The sequence below is a fragment of the Treponema sp. OMZ 790 genome (assembly GCF_024181285.1).
In the GTDB taxonomy this organism is placed as follows: Bacteria; Spirochaetota; Spirochaetia; order Treponematales; family Treponemataceae; genus Treponema_B.
Map to the genome: position 1 here is coordinate 600,612 of NZ_CP051201.1, position 19,342 is coordinate 619,953.

Here is a 19,342-nt window from a genome sequence, read left to right on the forward strand (position 1 = left end):
TTTGTATGTTACCTATACTATACACTACTTGAGAGATAAATATATGAGGACTATTTTATGGATAAAAAAAATATAAAACCTATTTTTGAGATCGCAAGTTTATATGCTGTAGTTGTGTTTTTTGTATATTTTGTAGGTAAATATTCTTCTTATATTGCTTATTATGGTTTTGCGGATCCCTCAAACCGTAGTGAAACATATAAATCTTATGCATACCTTATTATGAGTATATCTTTATGTTTTATGTTGCTTTTTATTTTATATCTTTACAAGTTAAAATTAAACGATATTATAAAATTTTCTAAATTCAATTTAGGTTTTGTTATAAAATTGCTTTTTATTCAGCTGGCAATGCCTTTTATATTGAATATTAATTCTTCAAAAGATATAAGTTTAATTTTTGGCTGTATTAAATTTTGGTTTGAGGCTTTACAAGGTAAAAAAATTATAATATCTCAAACACTGTTTAAACCGCAAATTGACCTAAATTGGTTTATGATTGCATATACTATTATTGTTGGGCCGATAATCGAAGAAATATTTTATAAACATGTTATCTATCATAAACTAAAAACTATTATATCCGTTAGAATTGCTATTATTATAACCGGAGTTTTGTTTTTTTACGGACATATACCTTATTATGAGTTAAAAATAAGTATGTTAAGTTTGCTTTCACTCGGCCTTTTAACTACTTATTGCTATGAAAAAACAAATACGGTTTGGTCATCAATAATTATTCATTCTGCATATAATGCTTATGTTACGTTTATACCTACAACTAAAATAAATTTACGTATATTAATTTATTTAATTTTTTTTATCGCAACTCTTGTAATGTTGACAATCGAACTTATCAAATACCTAAAAAATAAAAAAACTTTTAATCTTGTACAATCAGATTCTCCATCTCAAGATTGAAAAATAATGCAACCGGCATGTTTAAATGTGAAAAAACTTAAAATTTGTTAAATAAGAAATAAGTTGATGTTTTCGTACATTTATGCTTGACAAATTATATTTTGTATGTTATCTATACTATACACTACTTGAGAGATAAATATATGAGGACTATTTTATGGATAAAAAGAATATAAAACCTATTTTTGAGATCGCAATTTTATATGCTGTATTTCTTTTTTTTGTATATTTTGTAAGTAAATATGCTCCTTATATTGCTTATTATGGTTTTGCGGATCCCTCAAACCGTAGCGAAACATATAAATCTTATGCATACCTTATTATGAGCATATCTTTATGTCTTATTTTACTTCTTATTTTGTGTCTTTGTAAATTAAAACTAAAAAATGTTATAAAATTTTCTAAATTTAATATGAGGCTTATAATAAAATTATTGATTTTTCAATATGCATTTATGTTTATAACAGCTTTTATTTCATGGAATAATCTTGTATCTATTTTTAATGCCGTTAAATTTTGGTTTGAAGCATTGCAGGGTAAAAGAATTGTGATGTATCAAACACTGTTTAAATCACAAATTAATATTGATCTTGGAGTTTTTTTTATTTTATACACAATAATAGTAGGTCCTATAGTTGAAGAGTTATTTTTTCGAGAAATTATTTATAATAAATTAAAAAAAATATTATCGATTAAATTTTCTGTCGGCATAACGGCTGTCCTATATGCGTTTATTCATATTAAAGATTTTACAATTAATATTGATATTGTTTATCTTATGTTTCTCGGTATTTTACTTACATATTGTTATGAGAAAACCGAAAGTGTTTGGGCATCTATAAGTTTACATGCTATATATAATGGATTTAATACTATTATTAAATGTTTAAAACAGGATTCTGCAATATTGTTGTATCTTGTCATTTTTACTATAGCCATTATAATCATGATAATTGAGCTTATTAAACACGTAAAAATGCGAAAAACTTTTAATCTTGTACAATCAGATTCTCTATCGGAGAGTGAAAAATAATGTAATCGGTATATTTAAATGTGAAAAACATTAAAATTTGTTAAATAAAATTAATATTTTCGTAAATTTATGTTTGACAAATGAAATTTTGTATGGTAGACTTAAGTTAGGCATCGAGGGAAAATATAAACTTAAGGAAATTATTTTGTAGCGATATTATTTTTCCTTCGATGTTCTTATTATAGGGTATAAATGTATGAATAAAAAAGTAATAAAAGAACTGTGCTTTCTTTTTATATTGTATATTCTTGTTTTTTATATAAATTCGTATATTCATAAGTTTTTATTAAATAATTTTTATAATTGCTATTATGCTTTATTCGGTAAATATAATGGAATTGTTGATCTTTTAATATCTTTACTATTTATAATTGTTTTGTATTTATTGTATCTAAAAGAAATAAAAATAATATTTACTTATAAAAAAATAAATTTCTTTTTTATTGTAAAAAGTTTGATTTATATATTATCAATTGGAATGATATATTATATAATATACTTTATATTTGATGATTCTTTTCTTTTTAATTTTTTTAAATATTTTAATGATATTTTAAGTGGCAAAAAAAATATTACTATATATGATATTCTGATTTTAGAAAAATCGCTAAGACCTCGTTTTGAACCTTTTATGATGATAGAGGTTGTAATTTTTGGCCCTATTTTTGAAGAAATACTATATAGAGGGCTTATGTATAATAAATTAAAAGAAATAAGTAATGCCTTTATTGCTGTACTTATTTCTTCAATACTTTTTGCTTTTTTACACATACCAAAGTACGGTTTTGGAATAAATACATTCTTTTTGTTTTTAGTAGGAATTTTATTGGCTTATTGTTATGAAAAAACTAATAATATTTATGTTCCTATTTTTGTTCATTCAATTAGTAATTTTTTTATTTTTTTATTTAATTATGTATATTTTTATTTTTTAATAATTATTTATTTTATAATTTTTATTGCCGGTATAATAATAGCTATACAAGAAATAAAAAAATACCTAAAAATGCGAAAGACTTTTTATCGTGTACAATCAGGTTCTCCATATAAAGATTGAAAAATAATTCAGCCGGCATGTTTAAATGTGAAAAACTTAAAGAATTTGAAATTTGCGTAAATTTTGGGATCTGAAGATAGAAGATATTATCTTTTAAAATTAAAGTATTGTTGATATTTTTGTAGTCAAGGGTTGACAAAGATAAATATTTATGATATTTATCATAATAGTATCTTGAGCAAACTAATACTTTTGGAGGAATAATAATGAGAAGAAATAGAGGAAATAAAGATGCTAATGGTGATATTGGTTTTTCACTAGGAAATCCTATACAGGGACTTAGTGATGTAATATTCGGAGCCTGCGGTTGTAATTGTGGTTGCGATTGTGGTAGAGATGGTAGAGATAATTGGGTCCCAATTTTCTGCTGTATTGGAGGCGGTTCCGGTCATCTTATCGATGAATCGTAGATAATTTTATAAACTAAAACTTGCTCAAGATAGTTTTTATCTTAAATTAACCGGAGTATTTTATATGAATAGCAATATTAAAAAAGCTTTTTTAAATTTTTGGTGGCTTTCAAGTATCCTCTTATTCTTAATACTTTGGAAGTCGGTACAAATATTAAATCCTGATATGTCTATACTGAATTTAAAAAAAAGATATTTATATGGAATAATAGTTATTGTAGACTTGTATTGGGTTATTTGTTGTTTTAAAATAAACCGTATTAACGTTAAAGAATATTTTAAATTTAAAAATCCTAATTTTCTTTTAATTTTAAAATATACTTTGATTGTTTTAGCAATAAGTGAAATTTATTATCAGTTTAATACACTTATTCCTGATATAAAATATTCTTTTAATTTTTTTAAAGAAAATATGGGAAGAATAACATATTATGATGTTTTTAGAAATCCGAATTTGTGGAACTATGTTCTTATTTGTGGAATGATATTTGCACCTGTGGCGGAAGAATTGTTTTTCAGATATTATATGTATAATAATTTAAAGTATAAATATTCGAGTGTCTTTATAGCTAATATTATTTCAAGTGTAATATTCGGTCTTTTTCATATTAGTATGTATGGATATGATCTTAATGCTGTTATGATGATAAGTATGGGCGGTATGGCTCTTGCATACTGTTATGAAAAAACAAGAACCATTTGGACACCGATGATTATGCATTCCCTTCATAACGGTCTTGTATCTTTTGGACAATGTTTAACTACCCCTTTTTTTACTATATTAACACTTACTTATATAATTTTAGGCGGAAGTTTTGGAATAATTGAACTTATTAAATACCTAAAAAGGAGAAAAACTTTTAATGAAATACAAACTGATACCTTACCTAATGCACAAAAATGATGAGATTACCGTCATTCAAAATGAAAAAACTACCTGCATTATAAACGATACAAATCTAATAGATTTTTTTACAAGTAATGATGACGATTACAATCTTAGCTTTACACTTGAAGACCTTAAAGAACGATACGGCGATAATGCGGATGCCTGTTTAGATTTTTTATTAAAAAATTTATTGGCAATTAAAGACGAATTTACGGCTAAGCCGATAAATCGGCTTTATTTTTTTACTAATTCAAAAGAAATTGCTTCTTCATTAAAATTCAATTTATCGGGATTAAATATTCCCTATGATGTTATCACCTTCGATATAAATACACTAAATACCGAATTATTTTTAAATCTTGATAAGGAAGCTGTACATTATATTGTTTTAAATCCCTTTAATTATAAACTATATACAAAACTTGCAAACTGCTTAAAAGAAAATAATGTTATCCATAAATTTGTTTTTTATTATAATTATAGTTTTTATTTTACAAATTATTATAAAGCCGATTGGTATAACCCATGTCCCTTATGTTATTTTAGTCATTTGGAAGGTTCTTTACGCGCACAATCAAAACTTACAGGCAATGTTTCATTTCAAACAATTATCGATCTTATATACACAAAAAATGCATATTTTAATACCGAAAGCATTATAGATAATTTTAAAATTATCAGGCTGATAAATGAGATTATAGACGACATAACCGATTTAAATGATTATACCGTAAAGCTTATAAAACAATTAAACATGAAAACGGGCAAAACCGATTATGATATTGCAATCCCTTGGGAGGTTTGTCCCTGTCATGAATAATAATTTTATATTGAATTCCATATTAAAATTTTATCAATTAAGTAATCCTTTAAAACCCTTATCAGCTGACACAGAAATTGATGTAAATTTATTAAAAAACAATACCGAAAATTACTCTAAAATTAATTTAAAAGAATATTCTATTGAAAATTTACCTAAAATATTTGTTGAATTGGACTCCCTTATAAATAATATACAAAATAAAGATTGTTCATACTTTCCTGTCTTTTCCTTTTATAATGCCGATTTTGTAGAAAGCGGGAACTATGCTTACGATGTAAGTTTTAAAAAGTTTATAAAATATTCCGAAATAAAAAATCTTAATACCGAATACCAAATGTCCGTTTCATTTTTTGCTTCTTTGTATAACTCCTTATATAAATACGGGACATCATCTTTTATAAAATCTATCCTTTCAATAGGTGAAGCTGTAGGAAAAATAAAATCCTTTTGCAATAACTATGATTTTATATTCACGGAGAATATAGAGAATTTTAATAAAACTTCTTTTGATCTTAATATTGATTCATTAAAACAGCTTTATATCACTACAATCAATATAAAGGGTATGCCCTATGTTTGATTATTATCAAAAATCTTTTTTTATGAATAAAACGGTTTTTAATAATGATCCTATAATTGGTTTAGGCGTTTTTAAAGTTGAAAAAACAAAAAATAAAAAGAAAATTTTTCCGTATTCTAACACCTCATCGGGAAAAAATAAAATCGAAATTTTCGGAAAACTGCATAACGAATTTTTAGAACGCTTTAAAATGGTAAATAATTACCGCAGCAATAAAAAAACTGAAATTATTTTAATTAACGGATTAAAGAAAACTCTTGTAAAACGCAATGTGCTTACTTACGGTTATGATTCAAAATACGGTCATAAGGACACCACGGGAACGGCATCGGGTTTGAATTCCAATATCTTAATAGAAAAAGCAATTTGCGAACTCTTAGAAAAAAATGAACTCATGCTTATGTGGTATAAAAAATTATGCAGTCTTGTAAAAATTACTCCTGCCGTAAAATCCGTTTTATTGCAATACGGAATCAATGAAAAAAATATAAAAATATTTTATACCCAAAACATAAGCAATATTCATACTATAATTGTTTTTATTTTAGATGATGATTTGCAGATAATAGGTTCGGGTATTTCAGGCGATAAAGATGTTATGCGCTCCCTTGTTTCTGCCGTTGAAGAGGCTTTAATGCAAAAATGGATGGACGAGCTATCACCTAAACCTATGTATCTTAAAAACAATAAAAAATTTGATAAGTATTTTTTTGCCCTTTGTAATGTAAAACAAATAAGCATTGAGAATTTAAAACCTGTACAAAAAATAGTAATAAATGCACCCTTTGACGATATTGAAATAGGTTTATTAAATATTGCAGGCTGTAGAAGAGAAATTACCATAAAAGCTATATCAAAAACTATGTTTAATTGTATTCCTACAATTTCAAATATAAGGAAAAATAAAACAAGGATTATTTCCGTTCTTTACGGTATTGAAAAAGAGTTAAAAAATGCCGTAGAATGTGCTGTAATATAGGGAGTTCAATATGTACGGCTTTTCATTTAATATAGGTGCAACAGCATTTAAAAATGATTTAAAAACTATAGCTTGTAATAAAAATCTTTATTATGCAGCTGCCGTAGGCGGTGCCGTAAGAAATACTAAATATGAAGCTGCTCTTTGTGCAATCGGCGAAGCCTATGAAAGAAACGGGTTAATAGAATATAATAATATTTCAAATAAGAATATTTACTCTTTTTCTTTGCTTGATAATACTATTCATATTTTTTCACTTGATGAGCTAAAACAAAAGAATGTTTTTTTTGATTCTTGCGGATGTGCAGCCCATGTAAGTTCGTATAACTGTATTGAAAATGCTTTTTTTGAGTTTTTGGAAAGGCAAAGTTTTATTTTTTGGTATCTTTCAAAGGGCAAAAGTTATAAGATAGATAAAAATATTTTGCACAAATATAACAGCTATAATATTTATTTTAATAATTTTGAATGTTATGAAATAAGTTTACTTGAATCCTGTTATGTTGTCTTTTTTATCGGAGAATTAAAAGGCAAAATAGCGGTTTCTTTAGGTTCAGGTAAAAATATAAATACGGCGATTATTTCAGCCTTAAATGAATTACATCAAATGTACTTAAGTCTCCTCAACGGTATAAAAATAGATGATAGTAAACCCAAGGATTATTCCGAAACATATTTATCAATAGCACCTGAAAGAATAAAAAAAACTTTTGAGTTTATAAATGAAAATGCCGTAAATTATATTGACCGCACTGAGAAACAATATATTTCTATAAATAATGAGGTAAAACTATTAAATCAAAAATACAAAATGAATCCTCTTGTCTCTTTTTTGCCTCTTAATGAAACAAAAATAAACAATATTAAGGTGTGTAAAATTTTTGATTTAAATTGGTTTCCATCTCTTTTACCTAAGACTTTTGATAAAAAAACTTATGATTTTATAGAATCGGTTACAGGTAAAACTTTGGATAAACGATGCACCTATATTCCTTTTCCATAAATTCATAAGGAGTGTTCATATGTTAAATAAAAAAAATTTAAACCGTTGGGCTGCCTCATTTATAAAGCCGTTTTTTTCGGCCTTGTTTTTTCTCCTTTGTTTTTCTCTTATCGGTAATTATGCATCCACCTTTGAACCTCTATTTACAGGGAAGATAATCGATGCTTTAACCTTAAAAGATAGGACGGCTTTTTTTTCCTTTTTAAAGATCATTATTCTTTTTCAAATTGCAGGGCTTGTTTTTTCGCTTTTAAGTTCTTGGTTTCAGTTTTTGCTTCAGCGTAAAATGACCGTTTATACCGAAAGCCGTCTTTATTTAAACCTCTTACATTTACCGCCTAAGGGAAGTTCCGAGCAGGATTCGGGTAAACTTTTAAATCTTTTTTTATCCGATTTAGGCATAATGACGGGTATCTATACTTCTCAAATTCCTTCTATAATTACCTCCATTATTATGATGGGTATAATAGGTTTTAGGCTATTTAAAATAGATGTATTTATTTTTTGTCTTACGCTCATAGTTTCGGTTATTCCCGTTTTTTTGGCAAAATATTTTGGAACAAAGCAGGCTGCCGTCAATGAGGTTCAGCGTAAAAGGCAGGATGAATATACTGCCTATATTAGCGAAACGATACGGGGTTTACAGGAGATAAAAAACAATTCTTCGCAAAAGTTTTTTATTTATAAGTTTAAAAATATTTTAAAATATATTTTTATACATGTTAAGGAATCTACGATTATCGGAATGCAGTCCTCTTCCTCTTCTTTTTTTACTAATTTTACCATAAACATTTCTTTGTTTGCCATTATCGGTTTAACCGTCCTTGAAGGAAAAAACACCGTCGGCACTATTACCGCAGCCCTCATGTATTCTCAAAAATTTAGAAGCCTTGTTTCTTCATGTGCCGAAACTTATAAGGGAATTATAGTTTCCTTTGTTTCGGTAGAGCGCTTAAAAAGTATTTTTGATGAAAGGCAAAATTCTTTTTCACTTGTAAAGGAAGAAAAAAATACTTCAAACATAAAAAAAATCAAAATAGAAAATTTAAGGTTTGCTTATAAAAAAAATAATTTTCTTTTTAAAAATCTAAATACCGAGTTTAAATTCCCAGGTCTTTATCTTATTAAGGGAGAGAACGGTTCAGGCAAAACTAGTCTTTTTAATATTATTTCGGGAAATATTAGTCTTAAAACTGAATCGGTATTAGAAGGTAAGATTATTTTTTGTAATCTTGCTTCAAGGCTTTCGTATATAAGTCAAAATCCTTTTATTTTTTCCGGTACTATAAAAGAAAATCTATTATTCGGTAAAAAAGCCGATACGCTTACAATAAACGATGTGTTGACAAAAACAAAATTAAATAAGGTTATCGATTCTTTGGATAAGGGGCTTGATACACAATTGGGCGGAAAAGAACATATCCTTTCGCAGGGGCAAATTCAGCGTCTTGCCCTAAGCCGCTGTCTCTTACAAACCGGCGAGGTTATCTTATTCGATGAGGTTGAAAATGCCCTCGATTCTGAAACAAACCTCGCATTACACTCTCTTTTATCCCGCCTTAAAACGCAAAAACTTATTTTAATGATAACACACCGCTCTTCCTATGACAGCATAGCTGATGGGGTGTTTAAAATAGCAAAAAGAGGTGTATTATGAAAAAAGAAAAAATATTGACGGCTGAACGCATTGCAGAAATAACGTCATATGAAAACGGTTATCCTGTTGCAGTAAAAGGATAAAATTCCGGTATACTTTACAATTTTCCCTCTTTTCCTTAAAATAAGGTAAACCTTCTACAAAATAAAACTTTTTGGAAGGTTTATCTTAATATAATTTTAGGAAGATCTTATGAGCAATCTTATTCACGGCTTTGAAATTATAAGCAAAAATCCCTTACCCGAATTTAATGCTGTAGGCATTTATGCAAGGCATAAAAAGACAGGACTGGAACTTTATCATGTTTTAAACGATGACGATGAAAATCTTTTTTCATATAATTTTATGACGAGCTCTCCCAATTCGACGGGAGTCGCCCACATTATCGAGCACACGGTTTTATGCGGTTCTAAAAACTATCCGCTTAAAGACCCCTTTATGGTTTTGGCAAAGCAGAGCGTAAATACCTTTTTAAATGCAATGACCTATCCCGATAAGACTGTCTATCCTGCAAGCTCCGTGGTTGAAGCCGATTATTTTAACCTTATGTCGGTTTACGGGGATGCCGTCTTTTTTCCCAATCTTGATGAATGGGCCTTTAAGCAGGAAGGCCACCGCTTCGAGCTTGACGAAAACGGAAAGATGAGCGCGCAGGGAGTTGTCTTAAACGAGATGAGGGCAAATTATTCCGACTTTGACGGGGTGATGTATGATTGGGCTGCTTCTTCCATTTGTCAGGGCAGTATCTATGCTAAAGATTCTGGCGGCTCTCCATTGGAGATTCCCGATTTAACCTATGAAGAATACAAGGCCTTTCACAAAAAATACTATCATCCCGTAAACTGCCGAATTTTTTTGATGGGAAATATTCCGACCGAAAAGCAGATGAAATTTTTAGAAGAAAAATTCCTTTCCAAATTTGAAGCTGCCGAAAAGCCTCCATTTGTTCCGCCGATTGAAGCCTATACTGAACCACGCTTCTTTTCGGTACCGGCTCCTGCCGGCGGCTCGGCTTCCGCCGAGGAAGAAGCATCACTCAAGGATGCGGTCATGCTTAACTGGCTTCTTCCCGAAACTTCCGATACCGAAAAACTTATGCAGGCCTATCTTATAGGAGAGGTTTTAATAGGGCACAGCGGGGCATACTTAAATAAGGTTCTCCTTGAGTCCGGAATAGGGGAAGACCTTTACCCGTATAACGGAATCGGAAAGAGTCTTAGGAACATAACCCTCACAATCGGAATGAAGGGGATTGAAAAGGGAAAGCATGAAGATTTTAAAAAGCTTGTCTTTGAAGCTCTTGAAGAGCTTGTAAAAAAAGGTATCGATCCTAAAGAAATTGAAACGGCTGTCCACGCAATAGATTTTAGCAACAGGGAAATCAGGAGAAATTACGGCCCCTTCGGTATCAACCTTATGGAGAGGGCTATGGCAGGCTGGGCCTACGGGGTAAGTCCCGAAAAAACTCTCCAATACACGCCTGTATTCGAGAAGGTAAAAAAAGATCTTGCCTCCGATAAGCGGTATATCGAAAAGCTGATTGAAAAGTATTTGATAAAGAATAAGCATCATGCCCTTGTAAGAGTTTACCCTGATGCCGATTTTTGTAAACGCTTGGACGAAAGTCTCGAAAAAAGAGCCGAAAATTTTAATGCAGGTTTGACGGATGAGGATCGAAGGGCAATGCTTAAAGAACAGGAGAAGATGAATGAGTTTAAGCAAAAAAGCGACTCTCCCGAAATGCTCGCCCTCATTCCTCACTTGTCAAAAAAAGATCTGCCTCCTCTTCCGCCTCCAAGTCCTGAAGAACTTGCCCTTATCGGAAAGGTTCCACTTGTTATGCACGAACAGCCTACAAACGGAATAGGTTATTTTCAATTAGCTTTTCCTGTAGACGCCTTAAGTGAAGAAGATTATAAATACCTGCCCCTTCTTTCAAGCTGCATCACCGGGATGGGAACTGACAGCCTTTCATGGAGCGAGGTTTCTTCTACGCTCGCAAATTTAATGGGAGGCTTTTCGGCAAGTGCTGCCGTTTTTACCGCAAACAAAAATCTTTCTCTTCTTAAAAATACCGATAAGTTAAGGATCTCCGATATAGCCGGAAGGGATTGGCTTTTTCTTTCGGGGAAGATTCTCGGCGAATTGATTCCAGAAGCTGTCTCCTTTGTTTTGAGCTTTTTAAACGAAATTTCTTTTGACGATACAAAACGATTAAATGATTTGGTTACCCAGCGCAAAAACGATTTTGAAAGTCTCCTTGCCCTTGACGGAAACAGCCTCGCTCTTCTTAGGGCTAATGCTCCTCTATCCGAAAAAAATGCACGGAGGGAGATGCTTTCAGGATTAACCCAACTTAACTTTTTAAGAAGTCTATATTCAAAAGTAAGGGAAGATAATTCCGAACTGAATAAACTGTCAAAAAAACTGGCTTCAATATATAAATCGATTATGAGCTCGGGTTTGATTATCGAGCTTACGGGTACAAAAGAAAATCTTGCCTCTTTAAAAACCGCCCTTGAAAAAAACTTAAAAGATTTTAAGGCTCCGGATGAGGCAGATAAGATTGTCTTTGAAAATCCTTTTAAATTTAAGCAGGCGGAACAAAACAGGCTTGAGCTTATTCCGGCTTCCCTCCAAGTAGGTTTTGCAGTTTCGGTTTTTAAATCGGCTCAGTTCGGCTCAAAGGAGCAAGCCTCAGAGTCTATCTTGTGTAAGTGGCTTTCAAGCGGCCCGATGTGGGAAAAGATAAGAAGCATAGGAGGGGCCTACGGAGCCTTTACCGTTCCTATGTCCTTGGAAGAACTTTTAGCCTTTGTCTCCTATAGGGATCCGAATCCGATAAACTCTCTTTTGGAATTCTTAAACTCGATAGACCAAACATTGAGCGAAGATTTTTCGGAAGAGACAATCGAAAAGCTTATTACGGGAAGATACAGCAGGGAGATAGTTCCGCTTACGCCTGCGGCAAAGGGGGCGGCAGCCTTTAGGAACCTTCTTTCAGGGATTTCTTATTCCGAAAAAAAAGAAATGGTTGAAAGGATGCTTGAGACTACGGCTGATGACTTGAGGTCTTGTGCAAAAAAACTATCGGCTCAAAAGGATTCTCTTTCTTCGGTAGTGCTGGCTTCGGATACAGCCCTTTCTCAAAAAGATGCTGTCAAAGAATTTTATCCTGCTCCCATTCTTTCAGAGAAGGTTTAAGAAGTATGGAATGGCTTTAAGGAATTTTATAGAATAGATGGGTATTTTAAAAGCAGCTTCAAATAAAAAAAATCTCAAACCCTGCGTGATAGGGATTGATCCGGGCTTGGCAAATACGGGTTATGGAATTATAAGCTTTTCGAATAACCGCTTTGAATGTATAGAATACGGCGCAATATGTACAGACTCTCATCTTCCGCAAGGGGAGAGGCTCTTAAAAATCTTCGATAAGGTTTCCGAGCTCATTGCAAAATACAGGCCTAAGGAGGCCGGTATTGAAACCCTCTATTTTGCCAAAAATGCTACGAGCGCTATGTCCGTTTCGGAGGCCCGAGGTGTGGTTCTTTTGGCCTTGGCCCAAGGGGGAGTGAGGGTAGGGGAGTATGCTCCGAATTCCATAAAGAAGGCTGTAACGGGAATCGCTCAAGCCGAAAAAAAGCAGGTACAGGAAGCGGTAAAATTAATTTTAGGTTTAAAGGAAATTCCTAAGCCCGACCATGCAGCCGATGCTTTGGCCGCAGCCATTACAAAAATAAATTTGGGAGATGTAGGGGAGGTGCAAGCCTATGTTTAACAGTATTTCGGGACTTTTAAGCGGTAAGACTACCGATTCGGTCTATGTTGAAAATTCGGGCATTGAATGGGAAATCTTTGTTTCGGCCCTGGCCCTCGATGCTTTCAGCCCTGTGGGAAGGGAAGTGAAGGTCTATACATGGCTTTATCACAGGGAAGATCAGATGAGGCTTTTCGGTTTTCCCAACCAAGCCGAGCGCTCTCTATTTTTGGATCTTACAAAGGTTGAGGGGGTAGGGCCGCGTCAAGCCTTAAAGATAATGTCGGGCTTAAATGCTTCTTCTCTTGAAAAAGCCTTGGAAGAGGGAGACCTTGACACCCTTCAAAAGGCCCCCGGAGTAGGTAAAAAGACGGCTCAAAAAATGATTCTTGCCTTAAAAGGAAAACTCACCAATTTAAACGAGACTTCCTCAAAGGGGCAGGCTTTAGTTTCTTCCGAATACGAAGACATTGTAAGGGCCTTAACCGATATGGGCTTTGAAAGAAAATCCGTCATCACCCAAGTCGAAAAAATAGCCGAAGAAATGAAGGCCGCAGGTTCCGATCCTCTTAAAAACGAAGAAGAACTTTTTAGACGTTCAATCGTCGCTTTAAGCTGAACCTGCGCCGCATCAATTTTTAATCCTTAAACTCAGGTTTAATTTTTAAACCTTGTTTAATCCTTAAACCCGGTTTAATCTTTAAACCTGATGCTTACCGAGCCTATTCCGCCTTTGACGGTGATTGTGTTTTCGGCACCTGTTTCTTTTTGTCTATCGGCTAAAAAGGTCTTTGATTTTTTACCGTTTATGCGTACTTCGCCTAAGCCTGCACTTACATCAAAGTCATAATCTTTTGCAGAGCCGTCTATTTTAAGGTCTGCTTCGCCTATGCCGCCTTTGATAGACGTTTTACCTAATGCCTTACCTGAAAAACTAAAAGAACCCACACCCGATCTTACATCCATATTTTTTACGATTGAGTCTTTAAAGTTGACTTCTCCAACCCCGGCTCTGATGGCAGCTTCTTTTTCTATCTTTGCGTCATAAATATTTACTTCTCCGACTCCGGCTGAAAGAGTAAATTTTTCTATATTTATATTATGAATATCCAGTTCGCCGACTCCGCTTTTTATTTCAAAATTATTAAATACCATGTTTCGCGGCAGACCGATATATATTTTTGCAGAATGTTTTTTAAAATTAAAACCTATGGTTTTAAAGAATTTTGAAGGTGTGTTGTCTTCAAAGCTGATTGTGTCTCCTTTTTTTTCTACATCAAAATATTTGGGATTAATTCGGTAAATCTTATAATAAGCTTCATCTTCTTTATCGATTATTTCGATCCTGACTTCTGCAACTTCCGATTTAAGATAAAAATTCTTAATCCCGTTTAGGCTGATGGTTTCAGCCTTTTCGTACTCATCTCCAAAATACTCGTTCATATCATCCCCCAAAGATTCAATATTTTCTGCGGCATCTTCTATATCATCTGCCATATCTTCTATGTTTCCTGCTGCCGACATTATTTTATTATAAGCTCTGTCAATAAAATTCCTTTCACGGATTCTATGCTTAGATTTATAAAAAAGTCTTCCGCCTAAAATATAACCTATGCCGACAAGCATAAGTCCCAAAAAAATAATTAAAACCGTCTTTCCTATTTTATTCATATAAATTCTCTCCTTAAACTATGCTTGATGTTTTGTGCTTTGCACAAAACTCGAAGATAAACAATGAGGCTGAATTTCTGCCGAATTGTTTATCAGTTACCTTAATAATTTAATAATAGCGAGTATTATCAAAGCTGGAATACCCACAACAATTGCACCTACAAATAAAACCGGTATCAGCCAAAAAACCAGTTTAAAGGCAAGAGCTAAAATTCCCCCGACAATCCCAAAGACCGCAGCAAGAATTCCAAAAATAAAAACCATAATTAAAAAACCAATTAACATTTTCCCTCCATAAAAACTTTTTGCAGCAAATATCAATTTGCGAAAAAAGTTTTTTCAAGTAGTTTTGTATTTGCAAAACTACATACAAATAATACGATGTTTTGTGCTTTGCACAAAACTCGAAGATAAACAGTGAGGCGGAATTTCTGCCGAATTGTTTATCGGTACTCCATTAAAAATTTAGATTTTTTTTACCAGCTGCGATATCTTTTTTATAATCGCAGTGACAAAGAAATACAAAAGCCTCGTAAGACCTATGGCTACCAAAATGAGTCCTATCAAAAGAACGCCCGTACCGAAGTCTACAAAAAGCATACCGAAACCGAATACTGCTAAAATGCCTCCTCCAAAAATTAGAGCAACACATGCAACACAAAGCCCTACGCATAATAGGACTATTACTATTGTGAGTGCTACAGCCACCGGAATAGCAATCGGAGCTGCAAAGATTCCGAGGATTGTAAACCAGATGGCTCTTAAACCTCCTCTTGCCGATTTTCTTGCTCCTTCGGCTTCTTTTACGGCATAGTCCGAAAGAATTTTTGAAGCAATGTGGGCCGGACTTCTAAGCTCATTTATTACGTTTTGCTCATTTTCAACTCCTGCCTCATCAAAATATTCTTCATAGAATTTGACGGCTTCTTTCCTGTCTTTGTAGGGCAGGTGCCGGAGCCTGTCTTCAAGTTCTTCTATAAATTCCCTTCTTTTCATTTTATTCTCCTTCCTTGGTAATTATTTTAATTTTTCCGAAGCTTGTGTTGATTTTTATATTTGTGTTTGCATTTTTACTTCCGAGATTTATCCTGTCGCCTCCTCTTTCTATATTTTTCCCGTTCAGTTTTATGCTGCCTTGGTTTGAAGAAATACTTATATCGTAATTTTCTATTTCTTTCGGTAAATTAAGATCTACCGGCCCTATGCCGGAATTGATTTTAGCATAACTGTGTAAATTTCCTTGGAATATTATGCTTCCTGCTCCGGTGTTTAATATAGCTTCATTAAAATCGCATTTTTGGAATTTATTCGTTCCCGCTCCTGTATTGAATTTTCCTCTATCCGATTTTAATTCATTTCCGGTTATATTTCCGGCTCCCGAATTTGCCTTGATGTAAGAGCTTTCGGTTTTTGTAAAATCGATTGTTCCGGCTCCTGTCGAAGCAGAGATATTGTCAGACTTTATGTTTTCGAATTTAATGGAACCTGCCGAAGAAGAAAGCTTCATGCTTTCAATATCCAAATCGCTCATCTTTATAGAGCCGGCGGAAGTATTAAAATCTATATTTTTATGTAGACCGCTTTTTACCGAAAAATTTCCGCAAGTCGTATAACCTTCAATAACTTCTATATTTACATCTTCTATTTTTAAAGAACCCATCTGCGAATTAAATTCGAGCTTTACAAGATTTGTATTTTCGGGAATGTTTATGGAGATTTCTCTTTTGCCTGTATTAAAAGAGGTGTTTATATTACAGTTTTCCAAAAATGCGGTAAAACCTTTTTTGCTGAAAAAGAAAACCGGTTTTTCCTTTATTATAAGCTTACCGTTTTCAATCTTCGCCGAAAAATCATCATCTGCGATGTTTTGAGTAATATACTCAATTTTTTCTTTTTGTGAAGCATTTATCGAAACGCTCGCAGCCGTTATGTTTAAAACAATTTCCGAGATGTTTTCATCCGGAGAAAATTGTTTTGAAATTTCGGTGTTTTCTCCTTTATATGAAGCCTTATGAAAATCTATTATTTCTTCGGCCAGTTTTTTCGGAGAGCCGAGTTCTTCAATTGCAGCCTCTTCGTTTTCGGCATCCTCAAAATATTCTTCATAAAACTCGATCGTATTTTTTCTGTCCTCAGGTTTTAAAACCGAAAGATAAGAATTGAGTTCCGTTAAAAATTGATCCTTTGTCATTCTTTTTACCTCCTAAAGGGCTGTGCCCTTAAAAATTTTATCTATTAAATCCTTATAGGATTTCCATTCTTCAATATAAAGCTCATGCTGCCTTAAACCAGCAGGAGTTATTTTGTAGTATTTGCGGTTTCTTCCGTCAATCGGCTGGTCATAGGTCTCCAGATATCCGCTTGTTTGCAGCCTTTTTAAGACCGGGTATAAGGTGGATTCCGATATGGGAAGAAGGCTTTTAACGTCCTGCGTCAGCTTGTAACCGTAAGAATCCGAATCTTTTAAAAGAGCCAAAACGCAGGCTTCAAGCAAACCGGTGTTTATCGAAAAAATCATCCCGTTAACCTCCTTAGTATATTTGGTATGATATAATATGCTTTACTATATCATTTATATTTATATATTATATAAAATATAATATTATGTCAAGTATAAATATAAATTTTTATAAAAAAATTTGACAAATTTACAAGGATATGTTATTATTCTCCGGTTATTTTATTGATATGGGAGTGTCTATGATAAATCCTTTAATATTTTCTGTTTTAATCTTGACGGTTTTGTGTTTGTTCAAGGTTAATGTTATGATTTCTATCATTATTTCAGGTCTGCTCGGCGGCTTGGTAGGAGGCTTAAGTCTTACAGCAGCTATGGAGGCAATGCTTGACGGTATGGGCGATAATGTAGAAACAGCCCTCTCTTACGTTTTGCTGGGTGTGCTGGCGGCTTCAATAAGCGAAACTTCTATTGTAGAATTTATTACGGTAAAAATTTCTAGACATTTGAATAACAGAAAATACTTACTATTGTTTTTGTTTTTAATATTCGGAACGTTGAGTCAGACTATATTGCCTGTTCACATTGCTTGGATCCCTATCGTTATTCCTCCTATTTTGGTTATAATGAACAGTATGAAGCTCGACAGACGTGCCGTTGCTTGTAATTTAACATTTTCAATGAAGTGGTCTTATTTTGTATTTCCCGTGGGATTTGGGTTTATTTTTCACTCGATTGTTTCAAAAGCAATGACGGAAAACGGATTGCCTTTTAAGGCCGGTGATGTTTGGAAGGCGATGATTATTCCTGCTATTGCGCTAGTTATAGGCTGGCTGATTTCCATTTTTATATCTTATAGAAAACCGAGAGATTATGAACAAAGAAATTTTGAATTTAATATGGATTATGAAATACAATTTAAGCGGAAAGAATGGTTTGCTATTTTTGCAATAGTTGTCGGCTGTGTAGTACAAATACTAACCCAGTCAATGCCGTTAGGCTGTATTGCAGGTATAATTATTTTGCTTATAAGCGGAAATATTGATTTGCAAAATGCGGATGCAAAGATAGCTCACGGTATAAGATTAATGGGAAGCCTTGCTTTTATTATGCTGGTTGCAGGAGGTTTTGCAAAGATTATAATAGAAACCGGCAGCCTTGATACCCTTGTTGCTTCCAGTATCGCATTGGTAGGAAACAATAAATTCCTCGGTGCTTTGGTTATGCTTTTAATAGGCTTAGCCATCACAATGGGAATAGGTACATCATTCGGAACCATTCCGATTATTGCCACATTATATGTACCCTTCGGCTTAAAACTCGGCTTCAGTCCTCTTGCAATTGCCTGTCTTGTAGGAACGGCCGGTGCATTGGGAGATGCCGGTGCTCCTGCTTCGGACATAACAATGGGGCCGACGAGCGGTTTAAATGCCGATAAACAGCATAATCATATTTGGGATACCTGTGTGCCGACATTCTTGCACTTTAATATCCCGCTTTTAATTGCAGGCTTAATTGCTGCCATGATTCTATAAAATTACCGATAAATATATAACGTTTTCTTTTGGAGGTTTATTTGTAATGAAGAAAAGAGTATTTATTTTTGTTTTCTTTTTGATTTTTGCTCTTGTCTGTTTTTCTCAAGACCTTGTTATAGGTTTATGGAAAAGTGTAGACGAAAAAACGAATGAGGTTACCGGCGTCTGGAATATTTATGAAAAAGACGGGAAACTTTTTGGTGAGATGCTTGTTACGGTAGGACATGATCCTGAAGAGCTTGCATCTTCTTGTAAGGAATCCTATAAGGGATTTCCGAAAGCCGGAAAGGTAAATGAGATGCCGCTTGTCGGAACTCCCTTTATTTACGGTCTTGTAAAAAAAGAAGCCGGTTCATGGCATAAGGGCTATATCATCGATCCGGGTGACGGCAAGTATTACTATTGTAAAATAAAATTTCACAAGGCTGACGGAAAAAAATACAAGACCGACACCCTTGAAATGCGCGGCGAAATAGGTCTTGGTATAGGCCGTAGCCAGTATTGGCTTAGAACGGACAAGGCCGAAACCGATGAATTGATCAAAAATAATGTTATTAAAAAATAAT

Annotated in this window: 20 protein-coding genes; 15 read left to right on the plus strand and 5 right to left on the minus strand. The window is 33.1% G+C overall.

The features are described from left to right. Nucleotides 1-57: 57 nt before the first annotated feature. The 13 genes from E4O01_RS02785 to ruvA all read left to right on the plus strand — a co-directional run bounded on the left by E4O01_RS02785 (nt 58) and on the right by ruvA (nt 13,728). The gene (locus tag E4O01_RS02785) at nt 58-921 is read left to right on the plus strand and encodes a CPBP family intramembrane glutamic endopeptidase (protein ID WP_253694167.1); all 864 of its coding nucleotides are present in this window, start codon (nt 58-60) and stop codon (nt 919-921) included. Between the two features lie 157 nt (nt 922-1,078). Continuing rightward, entirely contained in the window at nt 1,079-1,954 is an 876-nt protein-coding gene (locus E4O01_RS02790; protein WP_253694168.1) for a CPBP family intramembrane glutamic endopeptidase, read from the plus strand. Between the two features lie 196 nt (nt 1,955-2,150). After that, nucleotides 2,151-3,011 carry a CPBP family intramembrane glutamic endopeptidase gene (locus E4O01_RS02795; RefSeq protein WP_253694170.1) on the plus strand — a complete coding sequence of 287 codons (861 nt, stop codon included), beginning with the start codon at nt 2,151-2,153 and terminating at the stop codon, nt 3,009-3,011. Between the two features lie 206 nt (nt 3,012-3,217). After that, entirely contained in the window at nt 3,218-3,421 is a 204-nt protein-coding gene (locus E4O01_RS02800; protein ID WP_253694172.1) for a hypothetical protein, read from the plus strand. A gap of 64 nt (nt 3,422-3,485) precedes the next feature. Further along, on the plus strand, nt 3,486-4,325 hold the full coding sequence (locus tag E4O01_RS02805; RefSeq protein WP_253694174.1) for a CPBP family intramembrane glutamic endopeptidase: 840 nt from the start codon (nt 3,486-3,488) through the stop codon (nt 4,323-4,325). Beyond that, nucleotides 4,285-5,130, plus strand: coding sequence for an McbB family protein (locus E4O01_RS02810; RefSeq protein ID WP_253694176.1), 846 nt, complete (start codon nt 4,285-4,287; stop codon nt 5,128-5,130). Before E4O01_RS02805 ends, E4O01_RS02810 begins: the two co-directional genes overlap by 41 nt. Then, nucleotides 5,123-5,713 (plus strand): hypothetical protein, encoded by a 591-nt coding sequence (locus E4O01_RS02815; protein ID WP_253694178.1) that lies wholly within the window; start codon nt 5,123-5,125, stop codon nt 5,711-5,713. The genes E4O01_RS02810 and E4O01_RS02815 overlap by 8 nt, the downstream gene beginning before the upstream one ends. Continuing rightward, nucleotides 5,706-6,692 carry a hypothetical protein gene (locus E4O01_RS02820; protein WP_253694180.1) on the plus strand — a complete coding sequence of 329 codons (987 nt, stop codon included), beginning with the start codon at nt 5,706-5,708 and terminating at the stop codon, nt 6,690-6,692. Before E4O01_RS02815 ends, E4O01_RS02820 begins: the two co-directional genes overlap by 8 nt. Before the next feature lie 10 nt (nt 6,693-6,702). Beyond that, a complete protein-coding gene (locus tag E4O01_RS02825; RefSeq protein WP_253694182.1) occupies nt 6,703-7,695 on the plus strand; it encodes a YcaO-like family protein in 993 nt (330 codons plus the stop codon). A gap of 19 nt (nt 7,696-7,714) precedes the next feature. Further along, nucleotides 7,715-9,352: an ABC transporter transmembrane domain-containing protein gene (locus E4O01_RS02830; RefSeq protein WP_253694184.1), complete on the plus strand. Its 1,638-nt coding sequence runs from the start codon at nt 7,715-7,717 to the stop codon at nt 9,350-9,352. 192 nt (nt 9,353-9,544) lie between these two features. Then, complete coding sequence (locus E4O01_RS02835; protein WP_253694186.1) at nt 9,545-12,556, plus strand: insulinase family protein; 3,012 nt, start codon at nt 9,545-9,547, stop codon at nt 12,554-12,556. A 37-nt stretch (nt 12,557-12,593) separates the two neighbouring features. Further along, nucleotides 12,594-13,130: a crossover junction endodeoxyribonuclease RuvC gene (ruvC, locus tag E4O01_RS02840; protein ID WP_253694188.1), complete on the plus strand. Its 537-nt coding sequence runs from the start codon at nt 12,594-12,596 to the stop codon at nt 13,128-13,130. After that, on the plus strand, nt 13,123-13,728 hold the full coding sequence (gene ruvA, locus E4O01_RS02845; protein ID WP_253694190.1) for a Holliday junction branch migration protein RuvA: 606 nt from the start codon (nt 13,123-13,125) through the stop codon (nt 13,726-13,728). The genes ruvC and ruvA overlap by 8 nt, the downstream gene beginning before the upstream one ends. Nucleotides 13,729-13,802: 74 nt before the next feature. On the opposite strand, the gene E4O01_RS02850 is transcribed toward ruvA, so the two are convergent. From E4O01_RS02850 to E4O01_RS02870, 5 genes are all read right to left on the minus strand, one after another. Then, complete coding sequence (locus E4O01_RS02850; protein ID WP_253694192.1) at nt 13,803-14,780, minus strand: DUF4097 family beta strand repeat-containing protein; 978 nt, start codon at nt 14,778-14,780, stop codon at nt 13,803-13,805. 96 nt (nt 14,781-14,876) lie between these two features. Further along, nucleotides 14,877-15,065, minus strand: a complete 189-nt coding sequence (locus tag E4O01_RS02855; RefSeq protein ID WP_253694194.1) for a hypothetical protein — start codon at nt 15,063-15,065, stop codon at nt 14,877-14,879. A 180-nt stretch (nt 15,066-15,245) separates the two neighbouring features. After that, entirely contained in the window at nt 15,246-15,776 is a 531-nt protein-coding gene (locus E4O01_RS02860) for a DUF1700 domain-containing protein (protein ID WP_253694196.1), read from the minus strand. Nucleotide 15,777: 1 nt separating this feature from the next. Then, a complete protein-coding gene (locus E4O01_RS02865) occupies nt 15,778-16,971 on the minus strand; it encodes a DUF4097 family beta strand repeat-containing protein (protein WP_253694197.1) in 1,194 nt (397 codons plus the stop codon). Between the two features lie 12 nt (nt 16,972-16,983). Then, nucleotides 16,984-17,298 carry a PadR family transcriptional regulator gene (locus tag E4O01_RS02870; RefSeq protein WP_253676630.1) on the minus strand — a complete coding sequence of 105 codons (315 nt, stop codon included), beginning with the start codon at nt 17,296-17,298 and terminating at the stop codon, nt 16,984-16,986. A gap of 182 nt (nt 17,299-17,480) precedes the next feature. Between E4O01_RS02870 and E4O01_RS02875 the strand changes: the two genes are divergently transcribed. Both E4O01_RS02875 and E4O01_RS02880 read left to right on the plus strand, forming a co-directional pair. Continuing rightward, a complete protein-coding gene (locus E4O01_RS02875; protein ID WP_253694199.1) occupies nt 17,481-18,773 on the plus strand; it encodes a Na+/H+ antiporter family protein in 1,293 nt (430 codons plus the stop codon). 46 nt (nt 18,774-18,819) lie between these two features. Further along, nucleotides 18,820-19,341, plus strand: a complete 522-nt coding sequence (locus tag E4O01_RS02880) for a DUF2147 domain-containing protein (protein ID WP_253694201.1) — start codon at nt 18,820-18,822, stop codon at nt 19,339-19,341. Nucleotide 19,342 lies beyond the last annotated feature (1 nt).